The sequence below is a fragment of the Dyella sp. 05T440 genome (assembly GCF_056395965.1).
The window spans coordinates 262,361-281,617 of the sequence record NZ_JBFTKN010000006.1 but is presented as its reverse complement, the minus strand read 5'-3'; the positions used below and the strand labels follow the sequence as shown (position 1 = coordinate 281,617).

The window sequence follows — 19,257 nt, the reverse complement described above, 5'->3', positions numbered from 1 at the left end:
GACCTGACCTGTCCAAGACGGAGCCTGCTATGTGGATCGTCCAACTGGCGCTGCGGCGACCCTACACCTTCATCGTGCTGGCCCTGCTGTTGGCCATCATCGGCCCGCTGATGGTGTTGCGCACGCCCACCGATATTTTTCCCAACATCAATATTCCGGTGTTGAGCATCGTGTGGTCGTTCAACGGCTTTTCCGCCGATGACATGACCAACCGCATCACCACGCCCTATGAGCGCGCCCTGACCTCCGATGTGGACAACATCGAGCACGTGGAGTCGCAGACGGTCAACGGCACCGCGGTGATCAAGGTGTACTTCCACGAAGGCGCGGACATCAATCGCGCGATCGCCGAGGCGTCGGCCAATGCGCAGTCGATTCTTCGCGTGCTCCCGCCTGGCACGTTGCCGCCCCTGGTGATCTCGTACAACGCTTCCACCGTGCCAATCCTCCAGCTTGCGCTGTCCAGTCATACGCTGCCAGAGCAGCAGCTGTATGACCTGGGCAACAACTTCATTCGTACCCAGCTGGCGACGGTGCAGGGCGCCGCCATTCCGCTGCCGTTCGGCGGCAAGGTGCGGCAGATCATGGTCGACATCGATCCCAAGGCCTTGCAGGCGCACAGCCTGTCGCCGCTGGACGTGGTCAACGCGGTGAACGCGCAAAACCTGATCCTGCCCGGCGGCACCGCCAAGATCGGCGAGCTCGAATACAACGTGAACCTCAACGGCAGCCCGGCCTCGGTCGATGCATTGAACATGCTGCCGGTGAGGGCGACGGACGGTGGCGTGACCTATCTGCGCGACGTGGCGACGGTGCGCGACGGCTTTGCGCCGCAGACCAATATCGTGCGCGTGGACGGTACGCGCTCTGCCTTGCTGCAGGTGGAGAAATCAGGCGACGCATCGACGCTGGACATCATTGCCTCCGTCAAGGGCATGCTGCCGAAGATTGCCGCGGGTCTTCCCAAGGCGCTCGACATCAAGCCGGTGTCCGATCAGTCGGTCTTCGTGAGTTCGGCCGTGGCGGGCGTGGTTCGCGAGGGCCTCATCGCCGCTGGTCTGACGGCCATGATGATCCTGCTGTTTCTTGGCAGCTGGCGGTCCACGCTCATTATCGCCATCACCATTCCGTTGTCGGTGATGACCTCGCTCATTGCGCTTTCCGTGCTCGGGCAGACCATCAACATCATGACCCTGGGTGGCCTGGCGCTGGCGGTGGGCATCCTGGTCGACGATGCCACGGTGGCCATCGAGGCCATCAGCCACCACCGGGACATGGGCAAGTCGCTGCATGACGCGATCATCGATGCCTCGGCGCAGATCGCCTCGCCGACGCTGGTATCGACCTTGTCGATCTGCATCGTGTTCCTGCCGATGTTCCTGCTGTCCGGTGTGGCGCGCTATCTGTTCGTGCCGCTGGCCGAAGCGGTGGTGTTCGCGATGCTGGCGTCGTATTTCTTCTCGCGCGCTTTGATCCCTACGCTGGCCATGTACATGCTGCGCAACGATCGCGTGGCCGATGGTGAAGGGCAGGGGCGCGCCGGCGCGCTGCGTCGGTTCCAGCAGCGCTTCGAGCGTGGCTTCGAGCGCTTTCACGGGCGGTATCAGGGCGCCTTGCAGACACTGCTTGCCCACCCACGCAGGCTGGCGGTGATATTCGCCCTGGTGTGCGGCGGTTCGCTGCTGCTGGTGCCCTTCCTCGGCCGTGATTTCTTCCCGACCTCGGATACGGGCGAAATCCGCCTCCATCTGCGCGCTCACACCGGTACGCGCATCGAGCAGACCGCACGGCTTGTCGATCTGGTGGAGCAGCGCATCCGCGTGGTCATCCCGCCGCGCGAGCTGGGCAGCGTGCTCGACAACATCGGGCTGCCGGTCAGCGGCATCAACATGACCTATGACTCCTCGTTGCCCGTGGGCTCCGCGGATGCGGACGTGCTGATCTCCCTCAAGCCCGACCACCGGCCCACGGAGGAGTACGTCAGCGCGCTGCGCGATCATCTCAATCACGATTTCCCCGGTGTGACGTTCTCGTTCCTGCCGGCGGACATCATCAGCCAGACGCTGGACTTTGGCCTGCCGTCGCCGATCGACGTGCAGGTGGTGGGCAACGACAAGGAAGGCAACCGCAAGGTCGCTGAGGAACTGCTGGCCCAGCTTCGCCACGTGGACGGCCTGGTGGATCCGCGCATCCAGCAGCCTAACGATGCGCCATCCATCAATGTCGATGTGGATCGCGTCAAGGCGATCCAGGCAGGGTTCCAGCAGCGCACGATTGCCCAGAACCTGCTGATTGCGCTCTCCGGCAGTGCGCAGACCACGCCCAACTTCTGGTTGAACCCGAAAAACGGGGTGAGCTATCCGCTGACCACGGAGGCGCCGCAGTACACCATCGATTCGCTGCAGGCGCTGGGCAATATTCCGTTGACCGCAGGCAGCGTCAAGCAAGTGGCGCCGCCGATCCTGGGCTCCCTGAGCACGCTCAGCCGCACGTCGCAGGACGCCGTGGTGTCGCACTACAACGTGCAGCCCGTGATCGATATCTTCGCTGGCGTGCAGGGACGCGACCTGGGTGCGGTGGCGGGCGATATCGATCGTCTTGTCGCGACGGCAAAGGCGCATCTGCCGGCGGGCTCCAGCATCGCGGTGCGCGGCGAAGTGCAGACCATGCAGTCCTCGTTCAAGGGCCTGATGCTCGGGCTCGCCTTCGCGGTACTGCTGGTGTACGCGCTGATGGTGGTGAACTTCCAGTCGTGGACCGATCCGCTGATCATCATCAGCGGACTGCCGGGCGCGCTCGCCGGCATGGCCTGGATGCTGTTCGTTACCCGCACCACGATCAGCGTGCCCGCACTCACCGGTGCCATCATGTGTATTGGCATCGCCACGGCTAACAGCATCCTGGTGGTCAGCTTTGCGCGCGATCGGCTCCAGCAAGGCGCGACGGCACTGCAAGCCGCCTTTGATGCCGGCAGCACCCGTTTCCGTCCGGTGCTGATGACGGCACTGGCCATGCTCATCGGCATGCTGCCGATGGCGCTGGGCCTGGGCGATGGCGGCGAGCAGAACGCGCCCCTGGGCCGCGCGGTCATCGGCGGCCTGATGTTCGGCACCGTGGCCACGCTGGTCTTCGTCCCGGTGGTGTTCGCCGCCGTGCACGCGTGGCTCGGCCGCCGCCAACAGGTCTTGCCCGCACTTCCTTCCCCGCTTCCGACGCCCTGATGGGAGAGTCACCATGAACGCGCTTATTCCAGTTTCGACATCGTCACGCTCGCGTCTTCCCATCATTCTGCCGGTGGCCGCCATCTTCCTGGCGCTGGCCGCCGGTGGATTGCCGAGGCTGTCTGCACACGCGGCGGTGGTGCGCCAGACAGCGGCGCTCAGCACGCCTACGGTGGCCGTCGTTGCACCGGACCATGCACCGCTCCAGCAGTCGCTCATCTTGCCCGGCGACGTGGAAGCGTTCCAGGAGGCCAGCATCTATGCGCGCACCAGCGGCTACCTGGGTCGGTGGCTGACCGATATCGGCACGCATGTTCACAGCGGACAGCTGCTCGCCGAAATCCAATCGCCGGAAGTTGATGCGCAGCTCGCGCAGGCTCGTGCAGACGCGGCGACCGCCTCAGCCAACTATCAGATCGCCAAGGTCACCGCCTCGCGCTGGGAGAGCATGCTCAAGAGCAATGCGGTATCCGAGCAATCCAGCCAGGAGAACGTGAGCACGATGAAGGCGAAGCAAGCCATGTTCGCAGCCGCACAAGCGAACGTGGACCGACTTCAGCAGCTGCAATCGTTCGAGAAGGTCTACGCTCCCTTCGATGGCGTCGTCACCGTGCGCAATATCGATGTCGGCGCCTTGATCGATGCCGGCAACGGCGGCACGCCGGCAGCGCTGTTCAAAGTGGCCGAAACGGACAAGCTGCGCATCTTCGTCAACGTGCCGCAGGACGATGCCGCCGATGTGGCCATCGGTGCCCGTGCGACGCTGACCTTGCCGCAGTATCCGGGCCGGACCTTTGTGGGAAGCGTGGCACGCACGGCTGGCGCGATCGATCCATCCAGCCGCACGCTGCGCGTGGAAGTGGATATGGATAATGCCGATGGCGCCGTTCCCCCGGGCGCCTATGCGCAGGTAAGTCTCGCCCTTGCAGCACCCAAGGCCATGCTGTCGTTGCCGGCCAATACGTTGCTGTTTCGTCCATCGGGCGTGCAGGTGGCGACGGTCGACGGCAAGGGGCAAGTGCGCTTGATGACGGTCACCCTGGGCCGGGATTTCGGCACGCGCGTTGAGATTCTCACGGGCCTGAGTGGCAACGAGCGTGTGATCGTCAACCCGGGCGATGCCGTCAGCAACGGGCAACCGGTGAGCATCAACACGCACCCCGCAGATGCAACCTGAGCGACGGAGGCATAGCCATGCGTAACCCAACTATTTCGCGCGTCGCCAGCACGCTGGCTGTTGCTGTCGGCCTGGGCTTGTCGGTGGGCTGCACGCCGGGGCCGGCCTATGTGCGGCCGCCGATCAGCGTGCCGGATCACTTCAAGGAGGCGGCGCCTGTTGCAACCGAGGCACAGCGTGCCGCACCAGGCTGGGTTGCCGCGCAGCCGAACGACACGGTGCGCCGCGGCGACTGGTGGACCTTGTTCCATGACCAGACACTCGACCAGCTCGAAGCGCGTGTCGATGCAGGCAATCAGTCCATCGCCAAGAGCATCGCCAATCTGCAGGCCGCGAAGGCGCAGGAAAAGGAAGCACGTGCCGCGTACTACCCGACCATCACGGCCGGTGTCGCCGCCGACCGCAACCACACCTCGCAGAACGTCGTCGGGCGTTCATTGGCCGGCAAAACCGTGTCGGATTACCAGGCCGGACTGGATGTCTCATGGGAGCCGGATCTGTTCGATCGCATCGGTCACCAGGTCGACGCTGCCAAGGCGCGCTACCAGGCCGACGAGGCGGATCTCGCCTCCGTTCGACTGGCCATGCATGCGGAACTGGCCATCGATTATGTGGACCTGCGCAGCGTGGATGCGGAGACGGCCTTGCTGCAGCAGACCGTTGCCGACTTTACGCAGGCGCGCGATCTCGTGCAGGTACGTTTCACTGGCGGCATTGCATCGGATTCGGATCTTGCCGAAGCAGAGACCCAGTTGCAGGTCGCCAGTGCGCAACTGGTGGACCTGGGCGAGAGTCGCGCGCGTTTTGAACATGCCATCGCCACGTTGGTCGGCGTGGCACCGGCGGAGTTGTCCATTGCCGCATCCACCAGCGCGATCGCCATGCCGGTGGTTCCACCGGGTCTGCCTTCGACCTTGCTGCAGCGACGCCCTGACATTGCCGCAGCCGAGCGTAGGGTGGCTGCCGCCAATGCCGATGTCGGCGAAGCAACCTCAGCGTTCTTTCCCGACTTGCTGCTGTCGGCGTCGGGCGGTGTCGAGGCTTCGCGATTCACCCAGCTGGCGACGCTGCCCAGCCGCTTCTGGGCGATTGGCCCAGCGCTGGTCGGCACCTTGTTCGATGGCGGCCGCCGCAAGCAGGCGCTGCACCAGGCCGAGGCCCAGGAAGACGGTGCCGCAGCCGACTATCGACAGACGGTGCTCTCGGCATTCCAGGACGTAGAAGACAACCTGGCGTCCGTGCATGTATTGAACGAAGAGGCGGGCACGCAGCAACTCGCAGTGGATGCTTCCGGCCGAGCCGAACAGCTGGCCCTCACGCGCTACAAGGCGGGGGCCACCGACTACCTGGAAGTGGTCACCACGCAAAGTGTGAGCCTTGCGCAGCGACGTGCCTACGTCGAGTTGTCCCGGCGCCAGCTGGAGTCCGATGTCCGCTTGATCAAGGCCGTTGGTGGCGATTGGAGTGTCGACACGCTCACCAGGGTCTCTGGTACGGATGTTCAGCAGAGTAAGCAAGCGGCACCGTGAAACTGGCGAGCGATACCAGCTGTCGCGAGGCTACGCGCCCATCGATCACGCCTCGTTTGCAGTCTGATAAGGCCGATAGTGCGGTTCCCAGAAAAGGGCGCTGATGCGTGCGGATAGTGTCGCCTCGTCACAGTCATCGGCGACGCCATCGAGCTGGGCCTGCCGGGCGACCACCTTGGCCACGGCGATGGACACGTCACGCAGCTGAGCGACCGGGGGCAGAAGCCGACCATTCTTGTCGTTGACGGTGGGCGACATCGCTGCGACGGCTTTGCCGGCGACCATGAACATCGCATCCGTGACCCGTCGTGCGCCTGCTGCGAGCACGCCCAGTCCCACGCCGGGAAAGATGTAGGAGTTATTGGTCTGGTTGACTGGAACCATCTTCCCGTCCCACGCCACCGGATCAAACGGACTGCCGGTACCCATCAGGGCGCGGCCATTGGTCCAGGCCAGCAAATGCTCCGGCGTCGCCTCGGAACGAGACGTGGGATTGGACAGTGGGAAGATGACCGGACGCTCGGCATGTTCCGCCATGGTGCGAACGACAGTCTCGGTGAACGCGCCGCGTTGCCCCGATACGCCGACCAGGACCGTTGGCCTGGCGTTGCGCATGACATCGAGCAGGGATATTTCGCTCGCGCTTTCCTGCGTCCAGGACGCCACCGCCGAGCGATTCTGCACGAAGGGAGCCTGCGCGGGCGTGATATTCGCCATGCCCTCCACCAGCAGTCCATTGCGGTCGACCAGGAAGAAGCGCTGACGCGCATCTGCTTCGCTGGCACCGGCATCGACCATCGCTTGCAGTAGGAGTGAAGCAATGCCGCAGCCCGCCGAACCGGCGCCAACGATCGCGATGCGCTGGTCGGTCAGCTGCACACCCGTCACATTGATCGCCGCCAACAGGCTGGCCGTAGCCACCGCGGCCGTGCCCTGGATGTCGTCGTTGAACGTGCACAGCCGGTCGCGATAGCGTTCCAGCAGGCGGCTGGCATTGGATCCCGCGAAGTCTTCCCATTGCAGAAGAACATTCGGCCAGCGTTCGATCACGGCGCTGACGAAGGCTTCGACGAAGTCGTCGTAGTCCTGGCCGGTGACACGCTCATGCTGCCAGCCAACATAGAGCGGATCGGCAAGACGCTCCTGATTGTTGGTGCCGACGTCGAGCAGGATGGGCAGCGTCAATTCCGGGTGAATGCCGGCGCAACCGGTGTAGAGCGACAGTTTGCCGATCGGAATGCCCATGCCTCCGGCGCCTTGATCACCCAGCCCCAGGATGCGCTCGCCGTCGCTCACCACGATCACGCGAACCTTATCCAAGCGCGGGTCAGCCAGAATCTCGCGGATGCGGTGCTTGTTCGGATAGCTCAGGAACAAGCCCCTGGGTTTGCGCCATATCTCGCTGAAGCGCTGGCAGCCTTCGCCCACCGTGGGCGTATAAACCAAGGGCAGCAGCTCGGCGAGATTGCCCACCAGCAACGCATAAAAAAGGGTTTCGTTGATGTCCTGCAAGTCGCGCAGAAACGCATAACGCTCGAAATCGGTGTTGAACGCACGCAGGACTTTCAAGCGGCGTGCCACCTGTACATCGAGCGTGCCGATATGGGGAGGGAGCAGGCCGTGGAGGCGAAAGCGATCGCGCTCTTCGTTGGTAAAAGCCGTTCCCTTGTTCAGCATCGAGGTGTTGATCAAGTCGAAGCCGGACAGATGGGTCTCGATCGGAGCGTCCGAGGCGAATGCGGGCATTTCGTTCATATGACTGAGACTCGTATGGCAGAGGCGGCCGATGGCGGCCACTCGTTGCACCCAGGTTCCGGCGTCAATGCATGGGCTATTCCAACAGGCGAACATTACGCTTAATCGATCACGCCGGATTGAATGGGTTTGACGCGGCAGGTACAAAATCGTTGCCATGCCCGAGCGTATCACGGTGTTTCATGGCGACCGTCAGAGTCACACTTTCGAAGCAGAGCCGTGCAGAAAACATCAATAATCTCCAGCTCGACTCAAAGATCTCCAATCCGCAGAAGCGCGCGCTGCCTATCCTGGCGCAGGACATTCCACCGATAGATGCAACCTGCATCAGGCAAGGCTTTGTCGTCGAAAGCAGGGACCAGGGCCATGACAGATGCCGGCAAGTGCCCACCCTCGGCCGCGGTTCGAAAAGAGCGCGATCTATCGCTGGATACGGTCGCGCTTGCCGCCGGTCTGCTCTTTGCAAACGGGCAGACGACCGAACGGACCGTGGTTGCCACGGAGCAGCTTGGGCGATCCTTCGGTTTGGACGTGAGGGTGCTGCCGCAATGGGGCGAATTGACCGTTGAGATCGAGGGCACGCTGCTCTCCGAGGTGTCCTCGAGCGCCCCTCTGAGCGTGGACATGGGGAAAGTGCTCGCCGTATCCCACGCGGTGGATCGGGTGTGCAAGCAGTCCCTGCCTAGAGAAACCGCGTATTCCTTGCTGGTTGAGGCCGGACGTACAGGCGCGGTCTCCACGCTGCGCTTTGTTCTGTTTTCCGCCCTGGGCGCTGCAGCGCTGGGCGTAATCTTCGGCGCGCTGAGTGCCCAAAGCTTGTGGCTTATCGCACTGAGTGCCGGCGCGGGTGCGCTGGCGCGCCGCGGGTTGGCCCGCCTGCGGACCAGTCCGCTGGCGCAGCCGCTATGTGCTTCAGCGATGGCGGGCCTGCTTGGAGCCATCGTCATTCGCATGCATCTGTCGACGTCGCCGACGCTGGTGGCCTTCTGCCCGTGCATGGTGTTGATTCCCGGTCCGCATATCCTCAACGGCGCGATCGACCTGGCACGCACCCGCATTTCGCTGGGGATATCACGGCTCGCCTATGCGGGTGTGTTGATCCTGTTGACCTGCGTGGGCTTGCTTGCGGGACTCGGCGCAGGCGGCATCACGGCATTGCCGGCCGATACGCCGGCGGCGGTGCCGTTCCTAGCCGATGTGATCGCCGCGGGTTTCGCCGTGGCGAGTTTTGGCACGTTCTTCTCGATGCCCTGGCGTCTCCTGTCATTTCCCATCGCCATCGGAATGCTTGCGCACGCGTTGCGCTGGGTGCTTATTGCGTTGGCGGGCTGTCACGTGACCACGGCGGCGCTAGTTGCCTGCCTGCTGGTTGGCGCCATCATCACGCCCGTGGTGGATCGCCTGCGTTTGCCGTTTGCGGCGATCGCGTTCTCGGCAGTCGTCTCCATGATGCCTGGGTACTATCTGTTCGAATCGGCCAGTGCGTTGCTTCGTCTGGTCGGCGGTACTTCGCAGGCAGCGTCGATCGAGCTGATCACCAGCGTGGTCGCCAACGGAACAACCGCCTTTCTGGTCATACTCTTCATGACCATCGGGCTTATTCTTCCGCGCATGTTCATCGAGCACTATTTTCCGCCCGGTGGCCGACCCACGACAGACGCCTGAGTGGTGCAGGGCGTCGCCAGCATAGGCGGATCAGGAATTGCCAACCCCGCACACAATCCTCCAATCAGTGTCCGGGGGCGATCCTTACGCTCGGGACGACATGAAGCTGGAAGACATGCCGCCTTGAACGCGGTGGCGTGTGCCTTTTCGCTTCGGGGTGTGCGCAGCTGCCTTTTGGCCAACGAGGCGTCGATGTGATGAAGACCCAGCCTTCCGTCTCCGTGTCTCCCTCCAGGCAACACACGGCTTTCGTCGTCGCATGGTGTCTGGCGGCGATCTTCTACTTTCTCGAGTATGCCTCGCGATCGTCGCCCGCCGTGATGCTGCCCGAGCTGATGCGGGCCTTCGGTGTCGATGCGCTGGGCGTCAGCAGCATCCTTGGCACTTACTACTACACCTATTCCGTGACCAGCCTGGTGGCAGGCGTACTGCTGGATCGCCTGGGCGCGCGCTATGTGGTGCCCGCGGGCATGCTGATCCTGGCGCTCGGATGTCTTCTGTTTGCCCTGCCTCATGCCAATACCGGCACCGCTGGCCGATTGCTGCAAGGCGCGGGTTCGGCATTTGCATTTACTGGCGCCGTCTACCTGGCGTCGCGGGGTTTTTCGGCGACGCGCCTGGCCACGGTGATTGGCTTCACCCAATGCCTGGGCATGCTCGGTGGTTCCATGGGGCAGCTAGCCGTGGGTCCGCTGATTCATGGGATGGTGAGCGTTCCGCAATTCTGGAATGCGATGGGGGCGATTGTCTTGCTGGTGGGCGTCGCGCTGCTGGCCATGACGCCCAGCGAGAGCCGGGCAGGGCAAGCGAACGAGCCGGGTGGATTCCTGGCGCCGTACAAGGTGGTGCTGAGCAACCCGCAGTCGTATCTGTGCGGCATCGTTGCCGGCCTGCTGTTTGTTCCCACCACCATCGGCGACATGGTGTGGGGCGTGCGCTTCTTTCAGCTGGACCGGCAGTTCAGCTATCACGACGCCGTGCTCGCCATCTCGATGGTTCCGCTGGGCTGGGTTTTCGGTTGCCCGCTGTTCGGCTGGCTTGCCGATGCGCTGGGTCGACGGAAGGTGGCGCTTATCGCTGGCGCAGTGCTGATGTTGATCTGCGCGATACAACTGACCTGGCTTCCCGATCTGATTCCCAATTGGGCGACCTTGCTGTTGTTTGGCGTCGCCTCCGGATCGGCCATGATCCCTTACACCATCATCAAGGAAGCCAATCCTGATCGCGTGAAAGGCAGTGCGACGGGTGCGATCAACTTCATCACGTTCAGTGTGACCGCGCTCGTTGGTCCCGTGTTCGCGCGGAAACTGGGCAACACGGTGGGCTCGTCGGTGGTGGATCCCCGCGTTCACTTCTTCCACTCCAGTGAGTTCTGGGTGGTGGTGATTGCGATCGGGATTGTCGTCTCGTTCTTCTTGCATGAAACCGGCCCGGGCGCCAAACCAGCCACCAGCACTTCAAGCTGAGGCGGCCGTTTGCCAGACCGTGCGCCTGATCAAGGCTGCTCGACGGTCGGCGGCAAAATCCTGCGAAGTCGATAACTTCAGCCTGGCCCTCGTGGGGGCCGGGCTTCTTTTCGACACTTTCGAGTCATTTTGTTCAGGCCTTCGGGTGACCACAGGTACCCGGAGGGAGGCATCGGGCCTGGCCCGTCATCGGTAACTTGCTGAGCTCAGGGGCTAGCTGAGCCAGCAAGCTTCTACGAAGACGTTGGCCCGGAGATATCCATGTATCAAGGTGCCTTTGGCGAGCGACTCGGTCGCTCCTTCCAGATCAGCAATCCTCGCGTGCTGCGCGCGCAGACGCAGCAGGGCACCCGGCTCGCCGTCACCGAGCTGCGGATCGACCGCGCAGGCTATGGCATCACCAGTCCGATGGGGATGGAGCATGCCTATCTGGTCTGCCTCAATTTCCTTGAACAGAAAACGCACGAGCTTTGGTACGACGGACGATCGGTATGTTCGACGCCGTATTCCGCCGGCACCGTTTATGTGCTCGATCTGAGGTGCGATCCGGTGGCCTACATCGGCGATCCGTTGCACTCGCTGTATTTCTATGTGCCGCAAGAGGCGCTGCGAGAGCTCGGAGCGTGCCGCGACACCGGCGATGCAGGGGAGTTGTCCACGCAGCCCTGGCAATGTTTCCATGACTCGATCATTTCGAGTATCGGCCAGACCCTGCTGCCCATCTTCGCGAGCCCGGGCGGCGCACACCAGAAGCTGGTGGAGCACCTGCTGCACGGCCTGTGCGCCTATCTGGCGGCCGAATACGGTGGCACGGCCAAACGGCCGGTGATCACCCGCGGTGCGTTGGCGCCGCAGTCGCGCACAAGTGCGCTCCTACAGTGGAGGGCACTGGCTTCAGGCCGTGGATCAACGGCTTCGGACCGCCATTTGTGGGAGCGCACCCTGTGCGCGACAAGCCTACGGAGCGGCACATTCCAGCGCTGCGGTCACGCACAAGGTGCGCTCCTACAGTGGATGGCACCGGCTTCGGGCCGTGGATCAACGGCTGCAGACCGCCATTTGTGGGAGCGCACCCTGTGCGCGACAAGCCTACGAAGCGGCACATCCCAGCGCTGCGGTCACGCACAAGGTGCGCTCCCACAAGGGGCACGCAGGCCCATGGGTCACGGATTGAACGTTGCTTGGCTGCTCTTTGTGGGAGCAAATCCTGTGCGCTGAAACTGGTGAGGCCGGGGCAGGGTGCATTTTCCCCCGCCAATGCTGCTTTGGCGACCCGCTGTAATCGAGGGTCTGCTCTCGTGCCAAGCGAGAAATAGGCCATACGCCCGAGTGCCATGCACAAACTCTCGCCCGCCAGTGATGCACAATACCTGCGCACTCCGGGGAGTAGCCCATGTTTCGATACCTGCGAGCTCTGTACGCGCTAGTCTTGATCGCTTCGCCTGCCCTGGCACAAGAGGCCCACGATCACGGCGTCCCTGAAAAGTTGGGAGACGTATCGTTCCCGATCTCATGCGCCCCTTCGGTGCAACCGTCCTTCAATCGCGCCGTCGCCTTGCTGCATTCGTTCGCCTACGCGCCAGCGGAGCAGGCTTTCCAGGCTATTGCGCAGAAGGACCCGCATTGCGCCATGGCGTATTGGGGCCTGGCAATGGTGCATTTTCATCCGGTGTGGTCGCCATCGTTACCGCCAGCATCCTTTGGGCAGGCGCAGCGGGACATGCAGCGGGCTGTCGAGCTTGGTGCGGCATCCGATCGCGAAAAGGGCTTCATCAGCGCCGGCAGCGTGCTGTTTCAGGCGACCCCGGGGCTCAAGGCGAACCAGAGAACGGAAGCCTACGAGCAGGCGATGGAGCAAGTGGCAAGCGACCACCCGACGGATATGGAAGCGCAGGTGTTTTACGCCCTGGCCCTGCTATCCAACGCATCACCAGCCGACAAGACACATGCCAAGCAGAAGCATGCCGTCGCAATATTGGAGCCGCTGTTTCGCGCCCATCCAGATCATCCGGGCCTTGCCCACTACATGATCCATGCGTGCGACAGCGAAGAACTGGCCAAGCAAGGTCTGCCGGCCGCCCGCGTGTACGCGAAGATCGCCCCGTCAGCACCCCACGCGCTGCATATGCCTTCGCACATCTTCACCCGGCTTGGCCTATGGGACGATTCGGTCCACTCCAATCTCGCCTCCAAGGAATCCGCACATCAGCATGGCGATGCGATGGGCGAGTTTCACGCCATGGACTACCTGGTCTACGCCTATCTTCAGGAGGGGAAAGATGGCGACGCCCAACGCGTGGTTGATGAGATGAAAGCCATGCGTGCACTGGACGTAACGGAGTTCGCGATCGCCTATGCAGCCACCATCATGCCGATACGGCTCGCGGTCGAGCGCGGTCGTTGGATTGATGCGGCTGAGGTGGCGCCGATGCCCGGCGCCTCGCCCCCCATCCTCGCCATCGCGGTTTGGTCCAAAGGCATCGGTCTTGCGCGCTCCGGTCACCCAGCGGACGCCGGTGCAGAAGTCACGCGGCTCCGTCAGCTTGAAAAGCAGCTGCGTGACTCTGGCGATGACTATTGGGCCACCCAGACGGCCATACTCGCCGACGAGGTCGCCGCATGGCAGAGCCAGGCCACGGGCCATGCCGACCAGGCGCGGTCGCTGCTGCAGTCCGCCGCCGATCGCGAAGATAGCCTGGAGAAGCGCCCAGTAACACCCGGCCCGGCACTTCCCGCACGCGAGCAATTGGGCGAGTTGCTGCTGTTACAAGGCGATGCCGCAGCGGCGCGTGAGGCCTATCGCGCTGCGTTGATTCAGGCCCCCCGGCGACGTGGTGCGGTGCTGGGAGAGGCGCGTGCTGGGCAGGCTATGCGTTGATCAGAATCCGCAACCGAGTCGCCGCCATCACCGCTTTGTGGTCAGAGCACCACGCCAACGCGATCAACTCACCGATCGAACCAGTGATACTGGATGGCCAGGGAGACGCCTTTGTAGTCGCCACCGACGCGTGTCACCAGTCCGTTGGTCAGCGCGAGCTTCGCCGACCAGCCTCGGGCGAAGGGGACAGACAGGGTCAGCCCGTAGCGGGCGTTGGATTGTCGGTTGTCATCATCGATGCCATTGAGGCTGGTTCTGCCGCCCGTCGCGTAGCCGATGGCAGCCGCAAGCCAGAGTCCCGGGCCAAAGGTATATCCGCCGTTCAACTGGGCGGTCATTAACGGGTCCTGGCTGCGCGTCTTTCCGCCGTAGTAGTCGTGATTGGTGGTGAAGATCCACGCACCGACGGAGGCTTCAACGAACCATTTCCCCCACGGTTGCATCAGTCCTATTTCGGGCTTGAACGACCAACGGTTGGTGCCGATGTTCACCAGTCGGGACGACGTGTACTGTCCCGTCGGCGCGGACATGGTCAGGCTCACACCTATCGAGGTCTCGGGCGTGCGCTTGGCGAATTCCTCGGGAGACATCGCCGGATTGCCAACGAGATTCAACGCGAACCGCAGGCGTACGTCGCCCATGCCTTCGCGGTGAATGGCGGTGGGCGCATCGATCACGTTACCGCTGAGGTCGCCGCTGACGCCAGGTATGACGATGCCGAGCGAGGCCGTGTGGTCAGCCAGCCCGAAGGTGCGCACATAGCCAAGTGCGACGGTGTTGATCTGTGCCTCGACATGCGAGATCGGAAGCGATGGATCTGTCAGCACGTCTCCCGTAAGGCGGTTATAGGCGAGGCCGACGAAATTCGTGCCTGTCGGGGAGGGTGAATAGGTTCGCGGTTCCAGCTCCTGCGCGTGCCCCTTTGCTGCGTGGAGCAGCAGCGCGGCAAGTATCGCCTGCAAGAGCGAGCGACTCATGCGTGCAGGCATCATCGTGAATTCAGATCGATGCCATGTGCCGCCAGGGGTAAGGCCATATCCGTTCTCCCCGTCCGATGTGCCGCTCATCGCGGTGGCCGTGCGCATCGCACGACCGCGCCACGACCCCAACCAGCTACGCCTCTGGTCGGGTGCCTCCGGAACTCCCTGGGACGCAGTATGGCAACTCTCCAAAGCGGCGGGGAGTGGCGCCATGTCGGTGCAGTCCATGGCAACGCCAAAGAAGGCTGCCGGGAGCCATTTTGGAATGCCCCTGTTCGGCGGTCTGGTGATCAGATCAGGGCCGGCCTTCCTGACGCCACCGGTTCACTGATTGCGTCGTGGCCGGGCGATGGCCAAAAACCGGGTCGGAGTGCACTTTCACCTCTTTTGGACCTCGGTTTCTAGCTAGAAAATTTGACTCTGACCCCTATTTTGCTGCACGCGAGCAATTGGGCGAATTGCTGCTGTTACAAGGTGATTCCGCAGCGGCGCATGAGGCGTATCGCGCTGCGTTGGTTCAGGCTCCCGGGCGACGCGGTGCGGTGCTGGGAGAGGCGCGTGCTGAGCAGGCTATGCGTTGATCAAAATGAGCAGCAAAAAAGCGGGGAAGTGCACTTTTCTAAGCCTGCCACGTGGCCGAACTCGCGCCACGCGATCTAGTTCTGCCGCAGTGAGCCTGTAAAAGAGTGTACTAACCTATTGCTTCGTTGCTGCAGATTTTTCGCGCGCAAGCGACGCCTCGCCCCGCTGTACTTGGGAAGAGTCCTCTAGGGCGATGCGGCTTGGGAAGCCTTCATCGTAGACCTGGCGGGCGAGGCTAATCCCAGATCGGCAAGGAATTGATCGGCGCAAATATCGCCGATCGCAGCTGCTGCCTTTTTGATATCAGCCTTGTCGTTGGCCATCCACGCCTCAATGGTGCGCATGTCCGCAGTTGCCCCGGAGCACGTGGATTGGCGCAAGATTTTTGTTCCGTTACGAGCGGTCGTGCTGAGGTTGTAGTACAGGCGATAGTTATCTTTCTCAGTGAGCTTCTCGTAATCGATCCCCCAGAAGGAAGTTAGGGTCAGCACGGTCTGCGGACTATCCGATCGAATCTCGACGCCGGTACTAGGAAGCTTTCGCCGAAGGGCCTCGGTCAGCGCCGCCGCTGGGTTATCAAACGCGAGTGCTTCTTCAGGGCGGAACACAGTCTCTCGTACTGTCGTGTTGGTGTAGCCATCTATCGGAGCTTTATTGCGCTGCCCAAAGGGCACAGTTACGCCGCCGAAGAGCACTGCCGCGGCAGACGCCGCCACGGTTGCGGCAACGACCTTTCCTTTGGTTCGCTCTTGGAATTCGGCCGAACCGCTGCTGGGCAACGTGACGCCTTCGCGACGTAGCTGGTCAATCATGTCGGACGATATACCCGGGTCGGGCGTGGTGGCACAGCCTCCAAGCACGGCAGCGCCAATCAAAAAGTATGTCCTTGCCCATCCATTGCGCATGTATTTCTTCCAAGCGGTTGCATAATCGGGTAAGCAACCTATCAGCGCGCCAGATTCTTCGCATTCGGACTTATCTGAAATTAAGTGCCGGACGGGTGTAGGGAGAGCCGGAAATCCTTCGCAGATGGTGGAACGGTCTTGGAAAATCGGAAAAGGGTTCTAGGGGCAATTAGCGGGTTAGGGCACCAGAACCGACATTGCCTCCCGTAGCCCACGCGCTAATAGCACCTGCACCAGCGATGCTCCATCGCTAGCATTGTCTCCAGCACCATCTTTTAGAGGGGCGGGGCACTTTCAATGTCAGCTTCGTGGCCGAGCGGTCGCTACACGACCTAGTTCTGCCGTAGTGAGCCGGTAGAGAAGGGGTTTCAACCGCTTTTGTTGCTCACTTCTGCACAGAGGGCTGCATTCTCTCCTCTGCTTTCGACGGAAAGGGCGCTGACACTTTGTCAGCCCCGAGCCCTCACTTTCGCCTGCGGTCACGCGGACATCCATCTCGCCCAAGCCTGACAGACGATGCCAACCCTGCTTGTTAGGGTCAGTCATTCGCGCTGCCGTGTTGCACGGCCTCGCGAATGACCATGACCACCAGGTCATGAGGCGCGGGCCGTGAGTGCTGGAAACACCCACGACCCGCTAACCATCACCAACTCATAGGAAGTTGATCATGGCTATCCACGATCATACGGTACGCATTCGCTCGTCCGTTCCCACTGACGACACCCTCACTCCTCCGCCTCGCGACCTGTCATCCACGTCTGTGGCATGGCCCGAAACCCCGCGTCTTGTCGCTCGCGGTGACATCGCCCTGGCGGTGCTCGCCCTCACGCGCCTGCGTCTCGATAGCGAGCAGTGCCGCCACGCTCAGGTGAGGGGATTCCCCGGCAGAGCGCTGCCATGGCCGCTTCCCGTGGCCGTCGCGGCCAGCCTGGGCACGGCCATCCAATGCCTGCAGCAATACGCCCGCCTGCTCGGTGACGAGCCTCGAGTGACCACCACACGCCTCCGATGATCGCCGTTACGGCGCATCGGCTGGCATGGCGATGCGCCGCACTCGGGCGATCACCGACGAAGCTGCCAAGCATTCACTGACACGGAGCGCTGTAAGCGCCTATCCGCTGCGGAGCCGTGTCCGACAGGGAGGAACCACCATGGAACTGATCCAGCTCACCCCGCACTCGGAAGTGGACCCCTCGCAACCCCTGCGAGCCCCCGGCGACATTTTGCTACACGCCTACCTGATCCCCAGCGCCCTCAACCCCGCCCAACTCGCCCGTCGGACCGGCATACCTTCAAATCAGATCAAAGCCTTCATCGCCGACACCCACCCGATCACCCCCAAGATCGCCATTCGGCTATCCCTGGCTTTCGACACCACCGCCTTCTACTGGCTGGCACTTCAGGCGAGATACGATTTGGAAAGGGCGAGGCCTGTGGTCCGCGCCTATCGTCCTCTCGTTGATTAAGCGAGTTTGAAAGCAAAACGGGGTCCGGTTCGCTTCTCGTCGTCGAAAAGTGAACCTGACCCCGTTATTGGTAGTTGAGCCCCACCGGCATTGTTCGAATTAACTACCCCCATCCCGTTTGCTGCGCTCGGGAAGGTCTACAGGCTTGTACGCGAGGTGATCAACGAAGGCGCGCCATGTGACGGCGAGGAGGCCAGTGCTCGGCTCTGGGTTGTCCGCCAAACGCTCTTCAGCGAATGTAAGCGCCATCATAGAGAGAAGCCCCATGTGATACAGGATTTCCCGCGCCGTATCGTGAGCCAAACTGAATCCGATGCTCTGTGGGCCCTCGTCGTACATGCGTACGACCATTCGGCCACCATGGACAAAACTGTGTAACTCCTTCTCCGCAAAATGCACGAAACGCGTAATCTCGCTGCCGTCGTCGATCCCTCTCACCATGGCGTTCACTTCCCGCATGGCGATTTCCTGCACGGCCTTGGCTTGAACGTCTTTTTTATCCTTGCTCTTGCTGTTCAGTGGAATACGTTGGGGTAGCTTATCTTTTTCAATAAAGGCGCGGATTTCATCGTCTGTCACCTCGCTTTCCACGCTAAACATGATTGCTCTGGAAAAAGCTTCCACCTGTGGCCGAAGAAGCGTCATAGCCGAAATGCCACAGGTGTCCGGCTGGGTGCGTAACATCAGGGCGGCAGACGCAGCGTGATCCATGCATGCCACAAACAACGACAGCACCACGCGCATGCGGGGGCTGTCCTGCATAGTGAAGTTGGATAACGCGTACTTCTGTGCCGTCACTGTTTCATAAGTGATGCGCGCTATTTCCCTAATGTCGGCTTGGGCCAATCCCGTTCTCCCGCAGGCTTCTTCGCCCGAAATCAGAGTGTCTGAAGCATGGTTAGACCAACGCGGGCGCCGTATACGAGCATCCCAAATGAAGCGATACCTGTCACGATAGACAGGTTGTTCAGAACGTTCCCAATCTTTTCGTATCGGTCCGCCTTAGCTTCGTCCTCGCCGCGCCAACGGGCTGAGCCAGAAAAGTAAAACATCGACAGATAGACAAAGGCGGTCGCAAGAACCGACAGTAACATTGATATTGCGAATAGCTGAAGAACAAGAGCCACGTTGTGAACGATGGTGCTTATGCGTGTCTGCGCCAGATAGTCGTGCGACGTATCTTTGGAAAGTAGATTTCCAAGGAATGCGAGAAGTGCGACAACTGCGCCACCACTTGCTAATAAAAGTGCATTGATAGCGGCGCGTCCGGCCGCGTTGGCTGCCTCATAGGTCGTTCGCCAGTTGTTGTGAATCAACTCGCTTCTGAACTTCTTGTTGTCGTTTTCTATTTGAGTCTGAAATTTCTTGAGTTCGACGTTGAGCTTATGAACTTCAAAGTCCGACGGACCCGACGGAATATCGCGGTCGTTCATAGCGCTTCCCCTGTTGTGTCGCAATACGCTATGACAGACGGCATTCAATGGACAAGCGATCAACAAGGGGATCAGAGCACTTTTCTAGACCTGCCTCGTGGCCGAACTCCCGCCACACGATATTGTTCTGCCGCAGTGAGCCTCTAGAGAAAGTGTTCTGACCCTTTGTTCGCTTAGGTCGGGATCGATGTCACTAACGG

The 19,257-nt window shown here is 61.8% G+C and carries 14 protein-coding genes; 9 read left to right on the top strand and 5 right to left on the bottom strand.

The window, feature by feature from the left end; genetic code table 11:
• Positions 1 to 29 precede the first annotated feature (29 nt).
• Genes AC1DE1_RS10580 through AC1DE1_RS10570 form a run of 3 tightly spaced genes read left to right on the top strand, consistent with a single transcriptional unit; the run spans position 30 to position 5,927 of the window.
• Positions 30 to 3,221 carry an efflux RND transporter permease subunit gene (locus AC1DE1_RS10580; protein WP_477176440.1) on the top strand — a complete coding sequence of 1,064 codons (3,192 nt, stop codon included), beginning with the start codon at positions 30 to 32 and terminating at the stop codon, positions 3,219 to 3,221.
• Positions 3,222 to 3,234: 13 nt separating this feature from the next.
• A complete protein-coding gene (locus AC1DE1_RS10575; RefSeq protein WP_477176441.1) occupies positions 3,235 to 4,398 on the top strand; it encodes an efflux RND transporter periplasmic adaptor subunit in 1,164 nt (387 codons plus the stop codon).
• A gap of 17 nt (positions 4,399 to 4,415) precedes the next feature.
• Positions 4,416 to 5,927 carry an efflux transporter outer membrane subunit gene (locus AC1DE1_RS10570; RefSeq protein WP_477176442.1) on the top strand — a complete coding sequence of 504 codons (1,512 nt, stop codon included), beginning with the start codon at positions 4,416 to 4,418 and terminating at the stop codon, positions 5,925 to 5,927.
• A 45-nt stretch (positions 5,928 to 5,972) separates the two neighbouring features.
• Here the strand turns inward: AC1DE1_RS10570 and AC1DE1_RS10565 are convergent, their stop codons facing one another.
• The gene (locus AC1DE1_RS10565) at positions 5,973 to 7,682 is read right to left on the bottom strand and encodes an NAD-dependent malic enzyme (RefSeq protein WP_477176443.1); all 1,710 of its coding nucleotides are present in this window, start codon (positions 7,680 to 7,682) and stop codon (positions 5,973 to 5,975) included.
• 366 nt (positions 7,683 to 8,048) lie between these two features.
• Between AC1DE1_RS10565 and AC1DE1_RS10560 the strand changes: the two genes are divergently transcribed.
• The 4 genes from AC1DE1_RS10560 (at position 8,049) to AC1DE1_RS10545 (ending at position 13,691) form a co-directional block, all read left to right on the top strand.
• Positions 8,049 to 9,347 (top strand): threonine/serine exporter family protein, encoded by a 1,299-nt coding sequence (locus AC1DE1_RS10560; protein ID WP_477176444.1) that lies wholly within the window; start codon positions 8,049 to 8,051, stop codon positions 9,345 to 9,347.
• Positions 9,348 to 9,544: 197 nt separating this feature from the next.
• Positions 9,545 to 10,813, top strand: coding sequence for an MFS transporter (locus AC1DE1_RS10555; protein WP_477176445.1), 1,269 nt, complete (start codon positions 9,545 to 9,547; stop codon positions 10,811 to 10,813).
• Positions 10,814 to 11,074: 261 nt separating this feature from the next.
• Positions 11,075 to 12,031: a hypothetical protein gene (locus AC1DE1_RS10550; protein WP_477179077.1), complete on the top strand. Its 957-nt coding sequence runs from the start codon at positions 11,075 to 11,077 to the stop codon at positions 12,029 to 12,031.
• A gap of 175 nt (positions 12,032 to 12,206) precedes the next feature.
• Positions 12,207 to 13,691, top strand: coding sequence for a tetratricopeptide repeat protein (locus AC1DE1_RS10545; RefSeq protein ID WP_477177345.1), 1,485 nt, complete (start codon positions 12,207 to 12,209; stop codon positions 13,689 to 13,691).
• A gap of 68 nt (positions 13,692 to 13,759) precedes the next feature.
• Here the strand turns inward: AC1DE1_RS10545 and AC1DE1_RS10540 are convergent, their stop codons facing one another.
• Both AC1DE1_RS10540 and AC1DE1_RS10535 read right to left on the bottom strand, forming a co-directional pair.
• Entirely contained in the window at positions 13,760 to 14,776 is a 1,017-nt protein-coding gene (locus tag AC1DE1_RS10540) for a transporter (protein WP_477177346.1), read from the bottom strand.
• Positions 14,777 to 15,438: 662 nt separating this feature from the next.
• A complete protein-coding gene (locus AC1DE1_RS10535) occupies positions 15,439 to 16,158 on the bottom strand; it encodes a hypothetical protein (protein WP_477178128.1) in 720 nt (239 codons plus the stop codon).
• A gap of 667 nt (positions 16,159 to 16,825) precedes the next feature.
• Here AC1DE1_RS10535 and AC1DE1_RS10530 point away from each other — a divergent pair.
• Both AC1DE1_RS10530 and AC1DE1_RS10525 read left to right on the top strand, forming a co-directional pair.
• Positions 16,826 to 17,170 (top strand): hypothetical protein, encoded by a 345-nt coding sequence (locus AC1DE1_RS10530; RefSeq protein WP_477177348.1) that lies wholly within the window; start codon positions 16,826 to 16,828, stop codon positions 17,168 to 17,170.
• A 139-nt stretch (positions 17,171 to 17,309) separates the two neighbouring features.
• Positions 17,310 to 17,624 carry a HigA family addiction module antitoxin gene (locus tag AC1DE1_RS10525; protein ID WP_477177349.1) on the top strand — a complete coding sequence of 105 codons (315 nt, stop codon included), beginning with the start codon at positions 17,310 to 17,312 and terminating at the stop codon, positions 17,622 to 17,624.
• 99 nt (positions 17,625 to 17,723) lie between these two features.
• Here AC1DE1_RS10525 and AC1DE1_RS10520 read toward each other — a convergent pair whose 3' ends face one another.
• Positions 17,724 to 18,470, bottom strand: a complete 747-nt coding sequence (locus tag AC1DE1_RS10520) for a DUF6988 family protein (RefSeq protein WP_477178478.1) — start codon at positions 18,468 to 18,470, stop codon at positions 17,724 to 17,726.
• A 32-nt stretch (positions 18,471 to 18,502) separates the two neighbouring features.
• Positions 18,503 to 19,057, bottom strand: coding sequence for a hypothetical protein (locus AC1DE1_RS10515; protein ID WP_477179076.1), 555 nt, complete (start codon positions 19,055 to 19,057; stop codon positions 18,503 to 18,505).
• Positions 19,058 to 19,257 lie beyond the last annotated feature (200 nt).